Source organism: Acidobacteriota bacterium (assembly GCA_035471785.1).
Taxonomy (GTDB): domain Bacteria; phylum Acidobacteriota; class UBA6911; order RPQK01; family DATIPO01; genus JANQFM01.
The window spans coordinates 47,749-69,372 of the sequence record DATIPQ010000010.1; the positions used below are offsets into that span (position 1 = coordinate 47,749).

15 protein-coding genes and 1 pseudogene are annotated in these 21,624 nt (G+C 64.0%); 8 read left to right on the top strand and 8 right to left on the bottom strand.

The features are described from left to right. The 8 genes from VLU25_01600 to VLU25_01635 all read left to right on the top strand — a co-directional run bounded on the left by VLU25_01600 (position 1) and on the right by VLU25_01635 (position 11,092). Positions 1-264: an FAD-dependent oxidoreductase gene (locus tag VLU25_01600; GenBank protein ID HSR66610.1), complete on the top strand. Its 264-nt coding sequence runs from the start codon at positions 1-3 to the stop codon at positions 262-264. A 130-nt stretch (positions 265-394) separates the two neighbouring features. Continuing rightward, positions 395-1,414: a hypothetical protein gene (locus tag VLU25_01605; protein ID HSR66611.1), complete on the top strand. Its 1,020-nt coding sequence runs from the start codon at positions 395-397 to the stop codon at positions 1,412-1,414. After that, complete coding sequence (gene dgoD, locus VLU25_01610; protein HSR66612.1) at positions 1,411-2,559, top strand: galactonate dehydratase; 1,149 nt, start codon at positions 1,411-1,413, stop codon at positions 2,557-2,559. The genes VLU25_01605 and dgoD overlap by 4 nt, the downstream gene beginning before the upstream one ends. 48 nt (positions 2,560-2,607) lie before the next feature. After that, on the top strand, positions 2,608-3,093 hold the full coding sequence (locus VLU25_01615; GenBank protein HSR66613.1) for a (2Fe-2S)-binding protein: 486 nt from the start codon (positions 2,608-2,610) through the stop codon (positions 3,091-3,093). After that, positions 3,090-5,447: a molybdopterin cofactor-binding domain-containing protein gene (locus VLU25_01620; protein HSR66614.1), complete on the top strand. Its 2,358-nt coding sequence runs from the start codon at positions 3,090-3,092 to the stop codon at positions 5,445-5,447. The genes VLU25_01615 and VLU25_01620 overlap by 4 nt, the downstream gene beginning before the upstream one ends. 3 nt (positions 5,448-5,450) lie before the next feature. Then, positions 5,451-6,323: a xanthine dehydrogenase family protein subunit M gene (locus VLU25_01625; GenBank protein ID HSR66615.1), complete on the top strand. Its 873-nt coding sequence runs from the start codon at positions 5,451-5,453 to the stop codon at positions 6,321-6,323. A 345-nt stretch (positions 6,324-6,668) separates the two neighbouring features. Continuing rightward, entirely contained in the window at positions 6,669-9,929 is a 3,261-nt protein-coding gene (locus tag VLU25_01630) for a TonB-dependent receptor (GenBank protein ID HSR66616.1), read from the top strand. Positions 9,930-10,135: 206 nt separating this feature from the next. Next, positions 10,136-11,092, top strand: coding sequence for a DMT family transporter (locus VLU25_01635; GenBank protein HSR66617.1), 957 nt, complete (start codon positions 10,136-10,138; stop codon positions 11,090-11,092). A 97-nt stretch (positions 11,093-11,189) separates the two neighbouring features. Here VLU25_01635 and VLU25_01640 read toward each other — a convergent pair whose 3' ends face one another. From VLU25_01640 to murC, 8 genes and pseudogenes are all read right to left on the bottom strand, one after another. Beyond that, positions 11,190-12,728 carry a M1 family aminopeptidase gene (locus tag VLU25_01640; protein HSR66618.1) on the bottom strand — a complete coding sequence of 513 codons (1,539 nt, stop codon included), beginning with the start codon at positions 12,726-12,728 and terminating at the stop codon, positions 11,190-11,192. Between the two features lie 116 nt (positions 12,729-12,844). Beyond that, entirely contained in the window at positions 12,845-14,479 is a 1,635-nt protein-coding gene (locus VLU25_01645; GenBank protein ID HSR66619.1) for a GWxTD domain-containing protein, read from the bottom strand. A 123-nt stretch (positions 14,480-14,602) separates the two neighbouring features. After that, complete coding sequence (locus VLU25_01650; GenBank protein HSR66620.1) at positions 14,603-16,264, bottom strand: CehA/McbA family metallohydrolase; 1,662 nt, start codon at positions 16,262-16,264, stop codon at positions 14,603-14,605. 173 nt (positions 16,265-16,437) lie between these two features. Further along, positions 16,438-16,644: pseudogene (locus VLU25_01655) on the bottom strand (DUF1702 family protein). A gap of 12 nt (positions 16,645-16,656) precedes the next feature. Next, entirely contained in the window at positions 16,657-18,006 is a 1,350-nt protein-coding gene (ftsZ, locus tag VLU25_01660; protein ID HSR66621.1) for a cell division protein FtsZ, read from the bottom strand. 32 nt (positions 18,007-18,038) lie between these two features. Then, positions 18,039-19,274: a cell division protein FtsA gene (gene ftsA / locus VLU25_01665; GenBank protein ID HSR66622.1), complete on the bottom strand. Its 1,236-nt coding sequence runs from the start codon at positions 19,272-19,274 to the stop codon at positions 18,039-18,041. 13 nt (positions 19,275-19,287) lie between these two features. Continuing rightward, the gene (locus VLU25_01670; protein ID HSR66623.1) at positions 19,288-20,115 is read right to left on the bottom strand and encodes an FtsQ-type POTRA domain-containing protein; all 828 of its coding nucleotides are present in this window, start codon (positions 20,113-20,115) and stop codon (positions 19,288-19,290) included. Then, positions 20,108-21,517 carry a UDP-N-acetylmuramate--L-alanine ligase gene (gene murC / locus VLU25_01675; protein ID HSR66624.1) on the bottom strand — a complete coding sequence of 470 codons (1,410 nt, stop codon included), beginning with the start codon at positions 21,515-21,517 and terminating at the stop codon, positions 20,108-20,110. The genes VLU25_01670 and murC overlap by 8 nt, the downstream gene beginning before the upstream one ends. Positions 21,518-21,624 lie beyond the last annotated feature (107 nt).

Here is a 21,624-nt window from a genome sequence, read left to right on the forward strand (position 1 = left end):
ATGTTGTCAACGGAACGCATCTTCATCATTGGCGCGGGGCTTACGGGAAAGGGCATCGCCCTTGACCTGGCCTTGCGCGGCTGCCGGGTGAGGATCACCGACGACAACTGCGATGTGCTGGCTCGAGCCTCCCGGCAGATCTCTGGTCTTTTTCACTCCCTTCAAGAGCTGAACTATCCCTTTCTGGACGGTACCCGGGATCAAAATCCCTTGAGCCGGATCGGGATCGAGGAGATCGCCGGGAGGCCGCCCGCGCTGATCTGATTATCGGGCGGTCAGCGAGGATCTGAGAGGGCTTCCTGGCCTGGAAGGATAGAGACTTGGGCCAGGCTCAACGCCATCGCGACCGCATTCCGGTCGACCTGCTGCGCCGCGATTCGGAAAAGGAGTGCCGATGAACGACTACCAGCGCTGTGTAGAAGCCTGCATGGACTATTTCGCCGCCGCCCAGAATGGGGACGGCTCTTTTTCCATGCCCCGCCAGGACCTGGTGGCCTACTACAAACCGGCCCTGGCCATGACCATCGCCGGACGCTACCTGGAGGCCTCGCGGGCCCTGACCTGGGTGGAAAAGAACTTTCTCACCGAAGAGGGCGACTTCTTGACCGAGCCCGGCTGCAAGAGCCGCGTCGAGCACTTTCCCAACCATTTCTACTATTACATTCACGGCTGGCTGATGCAGTCGCTGGTCCTCAACGGGCGCACCCGCACCTTGGCCAAGGCCGTCGCCCACCTGCTGCCCCGCCAGCACCAGAGCGGAGGCTTCTACAGCCAGAAGATGGAGGAAGGCAAGCGGCCGCCTGAGACGCTGGACACGGGCAGCACCTGTTCCTGCGGCTTCGGGCTGCTTTATGCGGGACGGCTGGAGGAAGCCGCCCGGGCCGGCGACTTCCTGGTCGATATGCTGAAGAGCCAGCAGGATCAACAGGTCTTCTACCTGCGCCGCCGGAGCGATGGCGGACTCATTACCGATTTCGACGAGGAGGGTCCGGACTCGATGTTCTATCGGCTGCGCAAAGGCGACAGCTTCGAGATGTGGGCCCTGGGCTATGCCTGCGCCTTTCTCAGCAAGCTGTGGGGCGCCACGGCAAAGGCCGTCTACCTGGATGCGGCCCAAGACTATCTGCAGTGGGCCGAGGTCTACCAGCCTGAGTCCTACAACACCATCCCCAGCGTCAAGATCGGCTGGGGAGCCTCCGTCTACCACGCCGCCAGCGGCGATCAGCGCGCGCGGGAAATCGCCTTGCAGGTCCTCGACTACCTGGTGGAAACCCAGTTGGCCGCAGGCTACTGGTATTTTTCCGACAACTACATGCGTCCCGCCCAGCAGCCCTTCGAGATCGGCGCCGACCTTTCCGGAGAAATGGTGCTGCGCGTCTGCGACATCCGCCGCGAGCTGGAGGGGGCTGGATGAAGATCAGCCGCATCGAGACCCTCATCGTCTTCGCCCAGTGGCGCAACTGGGTGCTGGTCAAGATCAGCACCGACGATGGACTGACGGGATGGGGCGAGGCCACCGTCGAGGGCCGCGAGCAAGCCGTTGCGGCGGCCGTGAAAGAAGTTGGCCGCCGTCTCGAGGGACGCAACCCGCTGGATGTCGAGGCTCTTTACCAGCTCATGTCGAGAGGCTCCTTCTGGAGGGGAGGCGTGATCCTCTCCAGCGCCGTCAGCGGACTCGAGCAAGCCCTCTGGGACCTGTCCGGAAAGCACTACGGCATCCCCGTCTACCGGCTGCTGGGAGGCCCCTGCCGGCAGCGGGTTCCGGTCTATGCCTCGGGATGGATTCAACCCGGCGACGACAGCATCGACAAGCTGGTGGCCCGGGCCCGCCTGACGGTGGAAGAAGGCTACCGGGCCTTGAAGACCCCGTGCTTCTTGCCGGGCGACGATATCGTGGGACGCCCGATGCTGGAGCGCGGACTCGATCTCGTCAAAGAACTGCGCAAGGCCCTGGGAGACGGGATCGAGATCATGGTCGAACTTCACGGACGATTCTCCTTCGACCTGGCCCGTTTGGCCGTGCAGCGCCTGCAGGCCTTTGAACCGGCCTGGATCGAAGAGCCCTGCGGCCCCCAACATCACGAGAACCTCAAGCTGCTGTCGCAGGAGAGCCGCTGCCCCTTGGCCGCCGGCGAGCGTCTCTTCTCCCGCCACGGATTCTGGCCCCTGATCCGCGACCGGGCGGCCTCCGTCATCCAGCCCGATCTATGCCACGTGGGCGGACTCTGGGAAGCCCGCAAGCTGGCCGCCATGGCCGAAGTGCGCGACATTCTGGTGGCGCCCCACAACCCTCTCAGCCCCCTTTCAACCGCCGCCTGCATGCACCTGGCCATCAGCACACCCAACTTTCTGGTGCTGGAGCTGGTTCCCCGCGACGTGGACTGGCGCGAAGAGTTGTTCCCCCACAGGCCTTACCGCTTCCAGGACGGAGACCTGCTCTGCAACGACGCTCCCGGCCTGGGAATCACGGTGGATGAAGAAGTGGCCGCCGCCCATCCCTACCAACCCGTCGATCTGCCCGTTCTCAGAACCCGCGAAGGAGCCCATGCAGACTGGTGAGGGGGAGCGCGAGCTCCCCGAAAGCAAGCCCAAGGAAAGGCCTGGACCATGAAAATCAGACTGGAAGTCAACGGCAGCCGCCACACCCGCGAAGTCGACCCGCGGCTGCTTCTGGTGCACTTTCTGCGCGAGCAGCTCGACCTGACCGGCACCCGCGTCGGCTGTGAGACCAGCCTCTGCGGAGCCTGCACGGTATTGATCGATGGAGAAGCCGTCAAATCCTGCACCCAACTGGCCGTGCAGGCCGACGGTCGCTCTGTCACCACCATCGAGGGACTGGCCCTCAAGGGCCGTCTCCACCCCCTGCAGGAGGCCTTCTGGGAAGAGCACGGCCTGCAGTGCGGCTACTGCACGCCCGGGATGATCCTGGCCGCCTGCGGACTGCTGCAGGACCGGCCCGATCCCGCTCCCGAAGAGATCCGCCGCGCACTGAAAGGCAACATCTGCCGTTGCACCGGCTACCACAACATCGTACGGGCCGTGGAGCGGGCGGCGCAATCGATGCGGGGAGCCGCCGCCAAGGAGGAAGCATGAGCGCCAGCGTCTTCGGCACAGCCGTAAAACGGAGAGAGGATCCCGCCCTGATCCGGGGCAAGGGCCGCTACACCGACGACCTCAAGCTGCCCGGTCTGCTTCACGCCGTCATGGTGCGCACTCCCTACGCCCACGCCCGCATCAAGGGCATCGACAGCGACGCCGCCCTCAAGATGAAAGGCGTGGTGGCCGTCTACACGGCCCGCGACCTGGAGGAGAGCGGCATTCCCGGCGTGGTGCCGGTTGGCTGGTTGCTGCCGGGACTGAAGATGCCTCCCCACCGCCTCCTAGCCTCCGACAAGGTCCGCTACGCGGGCGACGCCGTGGCCGTGGTGGTGGCCGAGGATTCCTATCTGGCCCATGACGCCGCCGAACAGGTGGATGTCGACTGCGAGATGCTGCCGGCAGTGACCGAGCCCCGCCAGGCCATGGCCGAGGACGCTCCTCAACTGCACGAGGAAGCCGAAAGGAACATCGCTTTCGACTGGGAACTGGGGGACAGCCAGGCCGTGGAACGGGCCTTCGCCCAGGCCGACCAACGGGTGGAACTGGAGCTGCGCAACAACCGCCTGGTGGCCTTCGCGGTAGAGCCGCGCTCGGCCCTGGCCAACTACGACGCCTCCCAGCAAAAGCTCACTCTTTACATGACCACCCAGAACCCCCACGTCCACCGTCTGCTCATCTCCATGGCCTCGTTGGGGTTGCCCGAGCACAAGATCAGAGTGGTGGCTCCAGAAGTGGGCGGAGGCTTCGGCAGCAAGATCCCCCACTATCCCGAGGAAGCCCTGGCGGCCTGGTGCTCGATGCAACTGGAACGTCCCGTCAAGTGGACCGCTACGCGTTCGGAGTCGTTCCTGACCGACACCCAGGGACGCGACCACCACAGCAGCGCTCAGGCGGCGCTCGATTCCCAGGGACGCCTGCTGGGACTGCGGGTCAAGACCTACGCCAATCTGGGAGCCTATCTGTCCACCTTCTCCACCGCCGTGCCCACCTACATGTATGGAAGCCTGCTCAACGGAGCCTACGCCGTGCCGGCCGTCCACTGCAACGTGGTGGGCGTGTTCACCAACACCGTTCCGGTGGACGCCTACCGGGGAGCTGGACGCCCTGAAGCCACCCTGCTCATCGAGCGCCTGATGGACCTGTGCGCCCGCCAATGCGGACTCGACCCGGTGCAGGCGCGGCGCCGCAACTTCATTCCCGCCGACCGCTTCCCCTACGCCACGCCGCTCAACATGGAATACGACAGCGGCAACTACCAGGCCTCCCTGCAGCGGGTGCTGGAGATGGGCGATTACCCCAAGTTGCGGGAAGAACAGCAACGCCGCCGCCAAGAGGGAGGCAAGCCGCTGGGCATCGGACTCTCCACCTATATCGAAGCCTGCGGGCTGGCGCCTTCGGCCCTGGTGGGATCGCTGGGCGCTCAGGCCGGACAGTGGGAAAGCGGAGAGATACGCGTCCACCCCAGCGGCTCGGTCACCGTCTACACCGGCTCCTCCTCCCACGGGCAGGGACACGAAACCACCTTCGCCCAGATCGTGGCCCAGCGCCTGGGAGTGGAGATGTCGCAGATCGAAGTCGTGCACGGAGACACCGACAAGGTCCCCTTCGGATGGGGAACCTACGGCAGCCGAAGCGCGGCCGTGGGCGGCAGCGCCCTGGCCGCCAGCAGCCAAAAGATCATCGAGAAGGGACGCCGCATCGCCGCCCACCTGCTGGAGGCCGCGGTGGAAGACGTGGAATTCCGCGACGGCAGCTTCATGGTGCGGGGCTCGCCCGATCAGGCCCAGCCCCTGGCCGCCATCGCCGGCGCCGCCCACATGGCTCACAACCTGCCCGACGGTATGGAGCCCGGCCTGCGGGCCACCACTTTCTACGATCCCAAGAACTTCACCTTTCCCTTCGGCGCCCATCTGGCCGTGGTCGAAATCGATCCGGACACGGGCCAAACTCAGGTGCTGCGCTACCTGGCCGTGGACGATGTAGGCGAGGTCATCAATCCTCTCATCGTGGACGGGCAACTGCACGGAGGCATCGCCCAGGGCATCGGACAGGCCCTTTTCGAAGACGCTGTTTACGACCAGGGAGGTCAACTGCTGACCGCATCCTTGCTCGACTATGCCCTGCCCCGCAGCCACCAGTTGCCCAACTTCGAGCTGGACCGGACCACGACTGTCTGCCCCCATAATCCGCTGGGAGTCAAGGGAGTGGGAGAAGCCGGCACCATCGCCTCCACCGCCGCCGTCGCCAATGCCGTCATGGACGCCCTGCAGCCTTACGGCGTCCGCCACCTCGACACTCCCTTCACGCCCGAGAAGATCTGGAACGCCATCCAACGCGGGGAGAAATAGACGATGTTTTCCAGCCCCTTTCAATACCGCCGCGCCCACAGCCTGGAAGAGGCTTTCCGCCTCTTCGAAAGCTGCCAGGACGCCAAATACCTGGCCGGCGGGCACAGCCTGCTTCCCGCCATGAAGCTGCGCCTGGCCCAGCCCGCGCACCTGATCGACATCGGACGCATTCCCCAACTGGCCATGCTGGAGGAAGAAGGCGACAAAGTGCACATCGGGGGACTGGTGACCCACGCCCGCCTCTGCAGCGAGCCCCTGATCCTCCGTCACTCTCCGCTGCTCAGCCAGGCCGCCCGCCAAATCGCCGATCCGCAGGTGCGCAACCGGGGAACGGTAGGAGGCAACCTGGCCCACGCCGATCCCGCCTCCGACCTGCCGGCCGTCATGCTGGCGCTGGATGGGCGCTTCCATTTGCAGGGTCCTCATGGACACAGAACCGTAGCGGCGCGGGACTTCTTCCTCGACCTCTTCACTACCGCTCTCCAGGAGGGCGAAATACTCACTGCGGTGGAAATCGAAAAGCGCCCCGGCTGGGGAAACAGTTACCTGAAATACGAACACCCCGCATCCGGCTACGCGGTGTGCGCAGCGGCCTGCTCCCTGCAACTGAACGAGGAGGGAGAATGCAGCGGCCTGAGCCTCTGCTTCAACGGCGTCAGCGCCGTTCCCTTCCAGGCCCGCCAAGTAACCGAGGCCCTTGTGGGGGAACGGCTGGCCAGAAGCCGGATCGAGGAAGCCGTGCAAGAGCGCCTGGAGGTCCCCGATCCCTTGCAGGACTCCTTCGCTTCCGGCCCGTACCGGGCCCGCATGGCCAAGGTCTATGCCATACGCGCCTTGACCTCGGCCCATGCTCAAGCCTCCTCGCCGAGGGATTGAGAGGCAAACATGCCATCAATTGCAACTGAGTTTCATGCTCCCTCTTGTCAGAACAATGCCATTGAAACCGCAGGAATTCACACCAACCGCATTGGCCCGGAAAAGGCGATAAACTGAGAGGATTCTGTTTGACATTGGGTTCCTTCGCACGCTACGATTATGAAACTGAGTTTCAGGAGGAAGCTTGACACGAGACTTTGCAGCCCCCCATGCCGCCCCCCGCAGCCAGGTTCCGGCGAAGGCGCCCGCCACGGGCTGCCGGCAGCAATGCTCCCCCCGAGTCAATAGGACACAGACAAGGCGAAAAGACGAGCAAGGGATGACATCTTGCTGTGGAGTGAGCGAATGATCAAGAGAGTGCTGTCGCGACGCTGGATCGCTGTTTTGGGCCTGACTATCGGCCTTTTGGCCCCGGCATCGCCTTTATTGGCCCAGGCCACCAATGGAGCCATCTCGGGAACTGTGACCGATCCCAGCAAGGCGGTGTTGCCGGGCGTGGAGATCATGGTCATCAACGAGTCCACCCGCGAGCAGCGCCCGGCCGTAACCAACGACGAGGGACGCTTCCATGTGGCGGCTCTGGCTCCCGGCGTTTATACCGTCGTAGCGCGCCTGCAGGGCTTCCAGACCACTCGGGTGGAGGGCTTGATCGTGCAGATCGACCAAGTCCTGCGCAACGACATCGAGATGCCGCTGGGCAACATCTCCGAAGAGGTATCGGTGGTGGGCCAGTCAGTTCTGGTGCAGTCTGAGACAGCGGCCGTGGGGCAGGTCTTTGATTCTCAGCGCATCAACGATCTGCCGCTCAACGGACGCAATTTCGTGCAATTGGCCACCCTGTCCACGGGGGCCGTGCCTCTCTCCGATTCCACCGTCAGCTTTTCCATGACCAACCTCTTCACCGGCCGCAGCGACCAGAGCGCCAACATCGCCGGAGGCCGCGAGGGACAGAACATCTTCCTCATCGACGGCGTACCCAACAACAGCGCCAAGTGGGGCGGCGTGGGGATCACCCCTTCGGTGGACGCGATCCAGGAATTCAAGGTCCAGCACACCTTCTTCGGAGCCGAATACGGCCAGGGCAACTCCATCGTCAACATCGCCATCAAGTCGGGCGGCAACCAGTTTCACGGCACGGCCTACGAGTTTTTGCGCAACAACGTGCTGGACGCCCGCCAATGGCAGGACGACACCGAGGACGCACTGCCCTTCAAGCGCAATCAGTTCGGATTCACGCTTGGCGGTCCCATCGCCCGTGACCGCACCTTCTTCTTCGTCAACTACGAAGGGCTGCGCACGCGCCGCGAGAACACCTTGATGGCCACCGTGCCCACTCCGGAGATGCTGGCCGGCGACTTCTCGGCGGTGGGTCCCATTTACGATCCCGCCACCACGGCTCCCGACCCCAACGCTCCTTTGGGGCTCTCGCGCCAGCAGTTTCCCGACAACGTCATTCCGCCCAACCGCATCAACCCGGTGGCAGCCGCCCTGGCCCAGTTCTTCCCGGCCCCCAACATTCCTGGAGTGGCTCCGCCCGGCATCAACCTGATCGTCTCGCCCTCGGCCCGCAACGATTTCGACCAGTTCAACCTCAAGATCGACCACGTCTTCAACCAGGACAGCCGCATCTTCGGACGCTATTCGCTGATGGACTCGGAGGTGACCCAGCCGTCATTCGCGCCGCTTTTCGGCAACGAGTTTCCCTTGCGCGGGCACAACGCCGTGATTCAGCACACTCAGACCTTTACGCCCACCTTGCTCAACGAGGCCCGCATCGGTTTCAACCGCACCCGTCTCAATTTCTCCCAGGAAGGGGCCAGCGAAGAGAACTTCGTGGAAACTCTGGGCTGGCAGACCCTCAATCCGGCGCCGCCCTCCTACGGGCTCCCCGCCATGCTCTTCCTGGCCGGAGGCCTTTCCGGTTTCGGCCCCACCACCGCGGCCCCCATCAATTCGCTCAACAACACCTTTCAATTCGCCGACACCTTGATCTGGACGCGGGGCGACCACAACATCAAGATGGGCTTCGAGATCAACCACAACCAGGTGCAGCAGGTGACCGACCTCTCCTCGCGCGGACTGCTGGCCTTCAACGGATTCTTCAGCAGCCGCCTGCTGGTGGGCGACGGCGGCAACCAGGTCGCCGACCTGCTGCTGGGCTTTCCCATCGCCGTACAGGGAGCCACGGGACTGGCTCCGGTCTTCTTCCGCTCCACCTTCCAGAACTACTTCATCCAGGACGACTGGGACATCAGCGACAACCTCACCCTGAATCTGGGCCTGCGCTACGAGTACAACACGCCCTATTCGGTGGATGACGCGGCCTTCACCTTCTTCGATTTTCAGGCCGGCGAGATCATCGTGGCCAGCGAGGAAACCAACCAGATCTCCCTGCCCGACCGCAACAACTTCGCTCCCCGCATCGGACTGGCCTACCGGCCCTTCGGCAACAACAAGACGGCGATCCGGGCCGGCTGGGGAATCTACTACACCCGCATCGAGGTCAACGAACTCGAGCACGGGCGCAACGCTCCCCCCTTCAACGTGCTGCAGACCATCTTCGGCAATGTGGTCCAACCCTCTCTGCTGCTGGACCAGTTATTCCCTCCCCTGGAAGCCGCCATACCCGGCTTCTTTACTCATGATCGTTTTGCCAGGCGGCCTTATATACAGCAGTTCGGCTTGAGTCTCCAGCACGAGTTGGCCGACAACCTGCTGCTGGACGTCTCCTATGCCGGCACTCTGGGGCGCAAGCTCAACCTGCGCCGCGATCCCAACCAGGCGGCTCTGCCCAACGGAAGCGCCGACCAGTCGGCGGTCCAGGAGCGGCGCCCCTTTCCAGATCTGGCATCGGCCCTGCTGGCCACCCGAGACGGCAATTCTTCTTACCACTCAGGTCAGTTCAAGTTGGAGAAGCGCTTTTCATCGGGGCTCTCCTTCATCGCCGCCTACACCGTCTCCAAGGCCATCGACCAGCTCTCCACGGTTGGAGGCAACAACGGCCAGGGCATCATGTATTTCCGCGAGCGGCCTGATTTGGAGCGCGGCCTGGCGGCCTTCGACACGCGCAACCGCTTCGTCTTCAGCTACAGCTACGACTTGCCCTTCGGACGCGGACGGCAATTCGGCTCCGGCATGAGCCGCCTGGCCGATCAGCTTCTGGGAGGCTGGAAGATCAACGGCATCGTCTCCCTGTCATCCGGCTACCCCCTGACGGTGCTGCAGGCCGGAGATCCCAGCCGCACGGGCCTATTCGGCAATACCCGCCCCGACCGCCTGTCGGACGGCAGCCTGCCTTCCGACCAGCGCAGGCCCGAACAGTGGTTCGACGTGGCCGCCTTCGCCTCCCAGCCCGACGCCACGCTGGGCGACGCGGGACGAGGCATCATCGAGGGTCCAGGCATTCAGAACGTCGACTTCTCAGTCTTCAAGCAGTTCTTCATCAGCGAAGGCGTCGACCTGCAGTTCCGCGCCGAGTTTTTCAACCTTCTCAATCGTCCCAACTTCAATCTCCCCGATCCGGTGCTGCAAAACGCCACCTTCGGCGAGATCCAATCGGCGGGCGGCGCCCGCGAAATCCAGTTCGGACTCAAGCTGATCTTTTGAAGGAGCGGGCGTGACGCAGAGGGCATGCATCAACGAGACGAGTTCCCGGGGGAGCCTCAGGCTCTCCGGGGCGAGCCCCTTACGGGATCGGGCTGCCCGATTTCGGGCACTGGGGGGAAGCCGGAGGAGGACGGCGGCGATTCGCCCGCGGCCGTCTTTGCTCCGGCTGCCCGATCCTGTGGGGGCCCTTGCTCGCGGACGTGCCGATGAGTGAGGCCTCAGCCTCGGGGGAGTCGCGCTGGATCTTCTTCCTGCTCATCCTCATCAACATCAACTTCGCCCTCGACTTCCCCATCACCAAGGCGGTGCTGGAGGAAGTCCCCCCCGCCGGACTGCTTTTCTGGCGCTGGCTTTTCTCCGTCATCGTCTTCCTTCCGGCCGCTTTTCTCGACAAGAGTCCCCCGCTCGAGCCCAAGAAGCCCATGAGCCGCTGGAAACTGGTCACGCTGCTGCTGCTGGCGGGGATGCTGGCTCAGACCATCTCCACCGTGCTCATGAACACCGGCCTGACCATGACCCTGGCCGCCAACCTTTCGGTGCTTTTTCTAACCGTTCCTGTCTTCGCCTCCTTGCTGGCCGCCCTTTTGCTGGACGAGCGCTTGCGCGCCAACCGCGTCCTGGGCCTGGCCCTGGCATTGCTGGGTACAGCGCTCATCTCAGACATCGAGTGGCAGAACACCGAGTTTTTGGGCGACACCTATCTGCTGGGCAACCTGCTCATTCTGCTTTCCTGCCTGGGATTCGCGCTGGGAGTGATCCTCACCAAGCTGCTGCTGGAAAAGCTCAGCTACCTGCGCGTCAACGCCTACGTCTTTTCCATCGCGCTGCTGGCGGTGATCCCCTTCGCCTACCGCGAGGATCCGGGATTCCTGCTCAAGGCCCCGGACTTCTCCTGGACGGTGTGGCCGGCCTTCCTCAAGATCGGCAGCGCCTGGGCCCTGGCCGCCATCGGCTTCACCTGGGTCCTTTCCCGCCTGGAAGCCAGCCGCACCTCGGTTTCCCTCTACCTGACCCCCGTCTTCGGCGTGGTCAGCTCAGCCCTGCTGCTGGGAGAGTCCATCACCCTGCACATGATCCTGGGCCTGTCGGTGACCCTTGTCGGGCTGGTGCTGGTGGTCTACGAGCAGCAACTGCGCAACAGATGGAAGGCCTTCCGGGGCTAGGGGTAGCGAGCAGCCTCATACCGCCGAGAGCAAACAGGCCCTCGGCGCGGTCGCTGCAACTTGATTCGTGTGTGAACTTGTCGGCCACCTCGTGGCCCTAGCCTGGGGGAGAGCCCCAGGCGTCCCGCCAGATCAGCAACTCGCCTCGGGGATCCAGCCGAATCTGGAAGGGCTCTCGGGGACAAGAGAAGGAAAAGGCTTCGACCCGGCTGTCGATTCGGCGGCGTATGTTCCGCCTGCTGGAGGATGTGCGGATCTCGATGTCCACGTCGAGGTCATAGGGTACGGTGTGCTGGCGCACGGTAGCCCGGCAGGGCTCCCGGCCCTCGGCCGTCCTCGACTCGACCTCTAAGACCGGCATTCCCGTCCGCGTCATCCACTGGGTCCAGAAGCGCTGGAAGCGGGCCTGCGGCGGACTGGAGCGGGCGAACTCGCGGCGCAAGTCCTCCAGGCTCAACCTCTGGTTCTCGAACTTCTCCAGCACAGTCCTGAGAACCTGGAAGAAGACTTCGTCGCCGACACGCCGGCGCAGCATGTGCAGCACCCAGGCGCCCTTGATCCAGGCCAGCCTGAAATTGTCGTCGCCCGGAGTTCCGCCCCGCACTTTATCCAGAGGACGGTCCCTGCCCTGCCGCCACATCTCTCCGTAGCCGCGGGCCGAAACCGAGGGCAGCGGCGGCAAGCCTTCATTGAGAAAGGACAAGGCCGCCGACTTGCCCTGGCGTGCTTCCAGGCTGAGCAGGTAGCCGTACTGCGCCAGCCCCTCGCTCAGCAACAGAGCAGTATCGGCCTCGGGACGCACTTTGAACCACCACCAGGCATGGGCCGATTCGTGGGCGAAGACGACTTCAAAGACTTCAGGTGAGCGGCTGGCGGCGGCGCTGGCAACAAACATCCCGTGGGCCGGAGCCCCGCCCACCGAAGTGGTGTCCGAGGGCAGCAGCGCCACCTTGTAGGGACTCCAGGGGAAGGTTCCAAAACGCTCCTGCAAGGGCCGCAGCAGCGCCTCCAGCCAGCGGGCCAGGCGCAATGGGTTGGAGATCTCCTCTCGGGGATAGAGGATGTCGATGGTCAGTCCGCCTCTCCGCAGACGCTGCAAGGCCAGTTCTCCAGCCGCAAAGGATCGGCCCTGATCAGCGTCTATCTGCCAACGCCAAACCGTTCCTTGCGTGCCGTTCCTGCTGTCCTTCTTGTCCAGCAGCCGACCGGTAGCCACCGCTCTCCAGTCCGGCGGAACTTGCAGCGTGAGCTGTCCTGGAGCCTCGAAAGATCCGCCCTGAGGGTAGGGATACCAGAGGTCGCCGGCATTGGCCACTGCCGCCCTCTCCGATACCGCAAAGCTGTCGGCGGCGGGAAGTCGGCGGGGCAGGCTGCGAAAGGAGAACTCGACCTCGACCTGCCCGCCCGGAGGTACCGGCTCTTCAAATTCCACTTCCAGATTGCGCCGATCGGGGGAGAAGGCCAAGGCGGCCGGCGCGGGAACGGAAGCGTCGTGAAACTCGCCGTTCGCCCGCGGGAAGGCCAGCACAAGCCGATGGTTGGGAGCCCTTCCCGGCCACCTCGCCAGCATTCGTCCCTGCGCCATCAGCCGATGCCCGGATGGGTCAACTCGCACCTCCAGGTCGAGGCGGGTCATCTTCCACGGAGAGGCCGCTTGAGGGCCGGCAGGCTGAGGCGCAGCCGGGCTCGCTGCTGTGAAGAATCCGACAGCCGCCAACACGCTCATAGGCTTAAGACGTCTGATGGCGGCACCTATTCGAGGCTTGCCGCCACCACCTCAAAGGGCACTTGGCGGCGAAGGAACTGGCCTGAGATGAGGTCACGGACTTGCAGCAGCAGGGTGTAGGATCCCGCTTCCAGATCGGCGGTGGTCACGAAATAGGCTGCCGTAAGGGCCTCGTGGCGAAGTCCCAGGTTGCGCTGCGGGTGCATCCTCGCCTCCTCCCAGGACGTGCCCCCGGGAACCAAGGCATAGCTCCATTCCACATCGGGCTCTCCGCTGGAAGAGTCGGTGGCGAAACCGTAGACCTCGAAGGCCATGGCCATGCGCGAGCCGCGCAGGAAGCGCGATTCAGGCTGGGGATAGACCTTGAGTCCCATGCGGGTTGCGAAAGCTTCGCTCAATGCGCCGTCCGGGGCCACGGGCGCCACCCGCGAGGCCAGCACCACGTCGCTCATCCACAGCGAATCGGGCGGTTGGGGAACGCGGATGGAGGTCTCCGCGGTCGCCAGCTTGCCGCTGTGAGAATCGCGCGCCACCAAAGTCAACTTGTAGCGTCCCGGTCCCAGCGGGATCTTCTTCTGATAAGCCAGATCCCCCTCGGTCCCCACCGAATGAGCCAGCAGGCGGTCTTCGAACTCATAGTCGATGCGTCCGCCCAGCGTCTCGACCGCGCCGTAAAGATCGACCTCGGCCTTCCAAAGTCCGGCCTGCTCAAAGCGCACCTCCTGGGCGGGAAGGTAGATGGTGGCGGCGGCCAGCACGCGCTCGGGACTCATCCACATGCGGTCGACCCGCAGCCTCAAGGGCAAGCTGTCGTAGCTGACGCTGGCTTGGACGTGTCCCTGCAAGTCGGGAAAGCGGTATTGGGGAGGACGGCGCAGATCGAAGTAGTTTTCCAGGCTCTCGAAGGGATTGTCGCTCTCCCTGAGGGGGGAGTCGCCTTCCAGTCCCAGACCCCGCCCGAAGTGGGCGCTGCGGAGGCGCCCGGCCCGGCTGCTCAGGCCCGCCAGCTCGCCCAAGGTCTGCCCCTGTCCCCCCACGTAAAGCAGGGCGTCTTTTTCGGAGTCGTGGCGGGCGATGCGGTATTCGCCGCTGCTCAGGGGATCCACGAATTCGATCTCCACCGCCCGCCCCAGGTGTTCCACGTAGTTGTAGCTCCACACCTCGTAAGGCACGGTGGTGGTGGTGCCGCCTCCTTCGTCCACAGGACGCACGTAGCGTCCACCGGTGGGATGGCGTTCGATGGAATCGGGCGGCCCCAGGAGGATGTAGATGCGTCCCCGGTCGGTGGCCCATCCGTCGATGCCCGACTTGAAGTGATCGTTGGCGTAGGCGATGCGCCGGTAGTGCTCCTGGCGGAACTCGTTGACTCCCGAGCCCGGACTCTCGTCGCGACGCCTCCAGAACTGCTCGATAAAAGCGTCGCGCTCCCGGTCGGTGCTCAGTTGCTGAAAGATCTCACGTTCCTCTTCGGTGATGATGTAGGCCACGTCCTCTTTCAGCCAGCGCTGGTAGTAGTCGACCTTCTCTTCCTGCCGCTGAGCTGCCCCCTCTTCCCCAGGACGGGCCGGAAGGACGCTCAAGAACAGCACCCACACCCCTAGCAACGCCGTCCAAGACCGGCGCCCGCCTGAGCCCTCCACGCGGTAGTTTCGAATATCCATAGCAACTTGAAACTCAGTTTCATATTCTACCAGCCGCCCCTCCATCCCGACAACCTCGGCAGGCTGCGGTTTAAAAGAGCAGGCGGCTCGAGGCACTGGCCCGTGCGGTCATCGTCTGGGCGGTCATCGTCTCATGCGTTCCAGGTAGAGCGCTTCCACCTCGCGGACGGCTTCCAGCAGAGCCTCGCGGTTTTGGCGCAGGGTTTCGCTGCGGACGGCGTCGGTGGTGGGGTCGCTTTCGTCGTCGGCCAGTTCGTGAAGCCGATGCCTGAGGGTGTGCTCGAGGTCTCTCAGGCGCGAAAGCCAGACCCACATCATCTCTCGCGCCGATTCCTTTTCAGTCAGCGAAGGCAGGCCCCGGATGTTGACGTAGACGGGCGCCGAATGGGCCAGCGCGGGGGCGACAGCCCACCCTTCCTCTTGCTCTCCCGAAGGCCCTGAATGAGGCGCCTGGCGCATGAGCATGGGGGGTACCCAGGCATCGCTCTTAAGTCCCGAGGCCCTGAGGGCCAGCCATCCCGCCTGTTCGACAGGCCGGGTCAGCGAAAAGCCGATTTCGCCTTCCTCGGCCTGGGGCAGAAAGGTTTCGACGACCAGGCCGTTTTCAACCAGTTCCAGTCTCTCGACATCGTCCCTTTGCCCGTTGAATCGCACCGAGCCTTCGATGCGCACCGGGCCGGGCTCTGGCAACAGCAGTTCCTGTCCCATGCCGCGGTCCTCCACGCGCAAGCTCAGCATGGGGCCGTTGGTGACGAAGACCCGGCCTTGCCGGACCGCTTCAAGCCAGGACTCGAAAGTCAGCTCGCCCTCCACCTCGGCGTAGAACCGCTCCCATCCCGGAATGGGTCCCACCGGGTAATCGGTCCCGGCCAGGGGAACCAGGCGGAAACCCGAGTTGAGCGCCGTGTACCAGACCGAGTAGTCGACCGTGTTGAACTGCAGCACCTCCAGGAAATCGATCAGTCCCGTGGGCAGGTCCAGAGCCAGTCCGTTCTGGGCGTGAAAAATGGTGCCCTGGTGAGCGTAGCCGTTGACGGTGCCCTGGCGGCGCCCCTCTTCGAAGGAGTGGCGGTAGACCAGGTAGTGCTTTGACTGATAGATGGGCTCGCGGGTCCCCAGCATGATGGTATGACCCAGGAAGGGAGTACGCGGATTTTCTTGTCCCGAGGCCAGGATATGGCCCTCTGACTGGTAGTGTCCGGCCTCGCCGTGGGCGTACTGGACGGCGTTGTGGAAGTGGCGGGAATGTCCCCACTGGAGCAGATTCGCGACATGCAGGTCTTCGGCCTGCATCCAGGTGACGATGTGGGAGTTGAGGGCGGCCAGCGGGCGCGGGATGTGGAGGTGATCGTCGGCACTGTACCAGCCTTGCTGCGGCATGTTGACCCAGCGCGAAAGCCTCAGCTCGAGGCTGGCCGGTTGGCTGCCGTCCACCGCCAACTCTTGCTCAGCCACCCGGTATTCGAGGCCTTTGAAGGCTCTCACCCGGTAGCGTCCCCGGGGGAGCCTCACTTGACAGCCTCCGGCGCAATAGAATTGCTCGCTGCGCATGTAGAGGTTGTTGATGCGGCGGCTGAGTCGGCTCAGGTGTTCTTGCAGCTCGGGTGTGGACGGAGGCTCATCGCCATGGTTGATCAACTGGTCGGGACCCACCCTGAGAGCGTCTTCGGCCACATAAAACGTCCCCTCCTCTCCCCGCACCTCGAGTCGCGCCGGGGTTGCCGCCCCGCTTTCGGCGTCCACAGTCAGCAAGCGAACAGCCAACGCCTCTTCAGACTCGCTCACCCGCGCTCCCGTCCCGCAAGCCAATCCAAAGGCGACTAACCCTACCAACGCGCCCATGTTTCTCAAAACTCTGATCATATGAAACTCAGTTTCGCAGAGCATACCACTGCAGGGGATCTGAGACCAGCCTAAAGGGTCCCCTCATTGCCCATGGAAGGGCGGCGAGGCTGCAATCACACGGCGGTCGGGGGGGGTGAGAAATGCCTTTGGATGCGGGTGCGCCAGATGGCGTAGTCGGGGGTGTCGGGCTTGGCTTTCAGACCTCGCAGGGCTGAGTCGGTGACGGCGGCGGCTTGGACGGAGGACATGGCGCAAAAGACCTGACAGACGGTTTCGACGTGGGGCACCGGGTTTCCCGCTCTGAGACGGGCCTTGGCGGCGAAGGCGGCGCCCTATTCTTGGCGTTGGCGGAAGTAGGTGGGGACGTCGAGGTCGGAGTCCTCTTCCAGGGGCCGGTCGAAGTGTTTGCGCAGGGCTTCGGCCTTGGCTTGCTTTTCGGAGTCGCTGCGCTGGGGCGGGCCCAGTCGGCGTTCCACGACTTCGCCGTCGGCGCGGGGAGAGTCTTCCTCGGAGTCCTCGTAGCCGGTGGCGATGACGGTGATCTTGAGATCGTCTCCCATGCGGTCGTTGAAGACCGAGCCGAAAATGATGTGGGCGTCGGGATGAGCCGATTCCTGGATCAGGCGGGAAGCCTCGCTGACCTCGTGGAGGGTGAGGTTGGAAGAACCGGTGATGTTGATGAGCACGCCGCGGGCGCCCTCTATGCTGGTGTCCTCGAGAAGGGGCGAATTGATGGCCTTGCGGGCGGCCTCCAGAGCCCGGTCCTCGCCGCTGGCGATGCCGGTCCCCATGAGGGCCATGCCCATGCCGGTCATGATGGTCTTGACGTCGGCGAAGTCGAGGTTGATGACGCCGGGTACGGTGATCAGATCGGAGATGCCCTGCACGGCCTGGCGCAGTACGTCGTCGGCGAACTTGAAGCTGTCGGCCAGGGTGGTGCCGGCCGGGACGGTGGTGAGCAGGCGTTCGTTGGGAATGGTGATGACGGTGTCGGCGCATTCCTGGAGGTCGCGCAGGCCCTGTTCGCATTGCTGGGCGCGCTTGCGTCCTTCGAAGTTGAAGGGCTTGGTGACGACGGCCACGGTGAGAGCGCTCAGCTCTGTGGCCAGGCTGGCCACGATGGGCGCGCCTCCGGTACCGGTCCCGCCGCCCAGTCCCACGGTGACGAAGACCATGTCGGCGTCGTCCAGCAATTCGATGAGCTTGTCGGTGTCTTCCAGGGCCGCCTGGCGTCCGATTTCAGGATTGGATCCGGCGCCCAGTCCCTTGGTGAGCTTCTCGCCCAGTTGTATCTTGATGGGAGCCAGGGTCTGGCGCAGGGCCTGAACGTCGGTGTTGGCGGCGATGAACTCGACGCCTTCGATGCCGGACTCGATCATGCGGTTGACGGCATTGCAGCCGCCTCCGCCGATACCCACCACCTTGATGCGGGCTCCGCCCGAGAGTCCTTCCTCGAGGGAGAGCTTGACCGGTTCCTCCACCCGAATCTGTCCGCGCCGGGGAGCTTCGGACTCATCTTGCGGCTGATCGGAAGGCGCTTCCCGGCCCTCTTCGGGCGCCTTCAGGCCAGGGCTTTCCGCCTCTTGCGAGGTTTCAGGCGTCGGTTGACCGTCAGGTTCGGCCGCTTGGGCATCATCCTGATCGAAGTCGGGATCTTGTTCTTGGAAAGGAAATGTAGACATATTCTGCTACCTCGGGGCCCTTGAAGAGCCGGCTAGCTTATTTTCTCTTTCAACCATCGTTTGACCTTGGCTCGGGCCGCGGAATGGGGAAGCGCCATGGAAGCCCGTTTCGGTTGCATCTGCACTTCGCGGGCATAGGCCAGCAGTCCTAATACGGCGGCATAAGAGGGATGATGAAAGTCGCTCTCGGCTCCCACCACGTTGCCGGGAAACCCGCAGCGGACGGACATTCCGAGTGCTTCTTGAGCCCGTTCCCGGGCGCCTTCGAGCAGCGACCCGCCTCCCGTCAGCACGGCTCCCGTCAGGTACTCGTTGTTGAGCTGCAATTGGCTCAGGTCTTGCTGGATCTGTTTGAGAATTTCGTCGAAGCGGGCCCGCACGATCTGACAGAGCAGTTGACGGGAGAGAGCCTGTCTATGGCCCGTGCCCATTTGTTCCACCTCGACCAAGTCGCCGTCGCCCACTTGATCGGGCGCCACGCTTCCCGAGGAACGCTTGAGCCGTTCGGCTTCGCTGAGAGTGGTTTTGAGCCCCAGGGCGATGTCCTTGGTGATATTGGCGCCGCCCACGGGAAAAGAGTGGCTATGGATGATGGCCCCCTGGCGGTAGACGGCCACGTCGCTGGTGCCTCCGCCGATGTCGATCAGAACCACGCCCAGCTCGCGTTCGTCGCGGCTGAGGACGGCCTGTCCCGAAGCCACTTGCTGGGCCACCGAGGTTTCAGCCCGGGCGTTGATCTTGTTGAGGGCCCGTACGATGTTGTTGACCACGGTGGAGGCGTTGAGCACCACGTGCACGTGGGCCGTCAGCAGGCGTCCGCTCATGCCTTCGGGATCGCTGATGCCCTCCTGGCCGTCGACGCCGAAGCTGCGGCGCAGGACATGCAGGACGCGGGAGTTTTCGGGGATTTCGAAGTCGAAGTCCTGAGCGGCCCTGACGGCCCGCACCACGTCGTCGGAGGTGATCTCGTTATGACGGTTGCGGATTTCTACCGTGCCGTGACTGTTGAGTCCTTTGACGTAGGCTCCGCCCACCACCACGTAGGCGCCGTCGGTGGGGGCGGCGGCTTTTTCCTCGGCCTGCTCCACGGCCTGGCGCAGGCATTCCACGGTTTCGCCCATGTTGACGATGACGCCCCGGCGCACTCCCTTGGAGGGCTTCCATCCGGCGCCCAGGATGCGTATGGGTCCCTCGCCGACTTCGGCGATTACGGCCGCCACCTTGCTGGTGCCGATGTCAACCGCGGTTATGATCTTCTGTTTGGCCATCGATTCTCCTGCTTCAACGCGACAGCGCGACTTCGGGTTGGCCCTGACGGGCGGTACGTATGATGAGGCGGTTAGGAAAACTGACGTCGACTTCCTGAATGGCGCCGTGCTGGCGGCGGGCCTCCCGCACTTTCTCGACCTGCGAGAGGAAGATACGGAAGCGCTTGTTGAAGTCTTTCTCTCCCAGAATCACCGAAACCCGCTCATCGATGGAAGTGACCGCCACCTGGGGCCGGCTGACGTCGATGTCGGAGATGTGGCGGGTGTAATCGGTCTCACCTGAGCGCAGATCTTCCACCACCGTCCAGTAGCGTTTCATAAGGCGGGCGTTTTGCCCCCCCCTGCTCAGCCCTACGACGATGGGCACGTCGAGTTCGAACTTGGGGTCATAGGGATCGAGCAGGACTCCGTGGCGGTCGACCAGCAGGATCTCGTCGCCCACCTGGGCCACGGCGCCGGCCGTGCGTTCGCGCACGCTGATCACCAACTCGTCGGGCAGTCTGCGCCGCACCACGGCGCTTTCGACCCAGGTGGCCGATTCCACCTGTCGGCGCACCTGGTCGAGGTCGACGTGGAGGATGTTTCCCCGGGCCGAGTCTTGCAGCAATCCCCTCAGGTAAGCCGGGTCGACCCGCTCCAGGCCCTGGAAACGCACGTGCTCGAGGGCGAAATAAGGACGTCCGCTGGGCGAAGCCCAGGACTGGTAGAGGAATAAGCCCACCACGGCCACGGCCAAAGCCGAGAGGACGGTCTTCAAGCCGGTGGCCAGCCTGGCGGGGGCCTGGGCGCGCCACTGCTTCCAGCGGGAGCGTGCCGATGTAGACTTTTTCGCCTTAGCCAAGGAACTCTTCTCCTACTTTATAAACATCGCCCGCGCCCAGGGTCAGCAAGACATCCCCGGGGCGCAGCGTATCGCGCAACTTGGCCTGCAAATCGTCCCCGGCAGCCACGTAAGTCACTTGCCGCCGATCTGCAATGCGTTGGGCCAAGACCTGGGAGGAGACTCCCTCGATAGGCTCTTGGCCGGCAGCATAGATATCCATCAAAAACAGGGGGCCGTCGTGATCGAAGCAAACGGCCGTCTCCTCCATCAAATCCCGCGTCCGCGTGTAGCGGTGGGGCTGGTAGACCACCACCAGCCGCCGTCCCAGCGTGCGCAGCGCCTGCAGCGTGGCGCGGATTTCGGTGGGATGATGGCCGTAATCGTCCACCACCCACACGCCTTGCCGCTCGCCCTTGGACTGCAAGCGCCTCTCGGCGCCGCTGAAGCGGGCAAGGGCCTGGCGGGCCTCTTCAAATCCGCATCCCAACCGCATCGCCAAGGCCAGTGCACCCAGCGAGTTGAGGACGTTGTGACGTCCGGGCACCTGCAACTCGACCGTTCCCTGAACCTTGCCTCGCCAAAGCAACTCGAAGCTGGAGCGGAGTCCCTCAAAACGGACTTTCCGCGCCCGGCAATCGATGCCGGCCCCGCTGTCATACGCTTCCGTGCGGGACCCTAGGCCATAGGTTATCAAGCGGGTGTGAACATTTTCGCTGAGGGCCGCCAAAACCGGATCATCGGCGCACAGCACCACCGTTCCGTAAAAGGGGATGCGCTGCATGTGTCGCAGAAAGGCCTGCTTGAGCTCGTCGAAGTCCCGGTAGGCCTCCATGTGGTCGCGGTCGATGTTGGTGACCACGGTGTGGACGGGAAAGAAGCGCAGGAAGGAGCGGTCGCTCTCGTCGCCTTCGGCCAGGAGCAAGCGGCCTTGTCCCAACCTCGCGTTGGATTGCATCAGGGGCAGGCGGGCTCCGTTGAGGACGGTGGGGTCGGCGCCCCATTCGATCAGGATGCAGGCCAGCATCGAGGTGGTGGTGGTTTTGCCGTGGGTGCCGGTCACGGTGATGCCTTCGCGATAGCGCATGAGTTCGGCGAGCAGATGGGAGCGGTGGACGCGCGGCAGTCCCCGGCGGCGGGCCTCGGCCCTCTCGGGATTGGACTCGGGAATGGCGCTGGAAAGCACCACCACCTGTGCTTCTCCCAGGTTGTCGGCGGCATGTCCGATAGCGATGCGGGCTCCCAGATCGCGCAGGGAGTGCAGGAGGGGGCCGTCGTTGAGGTCCGATCCTGAGACTTCGAATCCGGCCCGCAGCAAGACCTCGGCGATGCCGCTCATGCCGACGCCGCCGACGCCGATGAAGTGGAAGCGGCGGTAGGGGCCGAAGCTGAAGGGCGGAAGGTTGGTCGAGTGCTGGTTCATGCTTTTCTTGTTGCTTCTCGTTTTTGGGGGCGGCCCTCCTTCGCCAAGGCTATGGAGGGCCCCGGCCAAGAGGCCGGGGAAGGACCGGGAGGGAGGTATTAGGATCA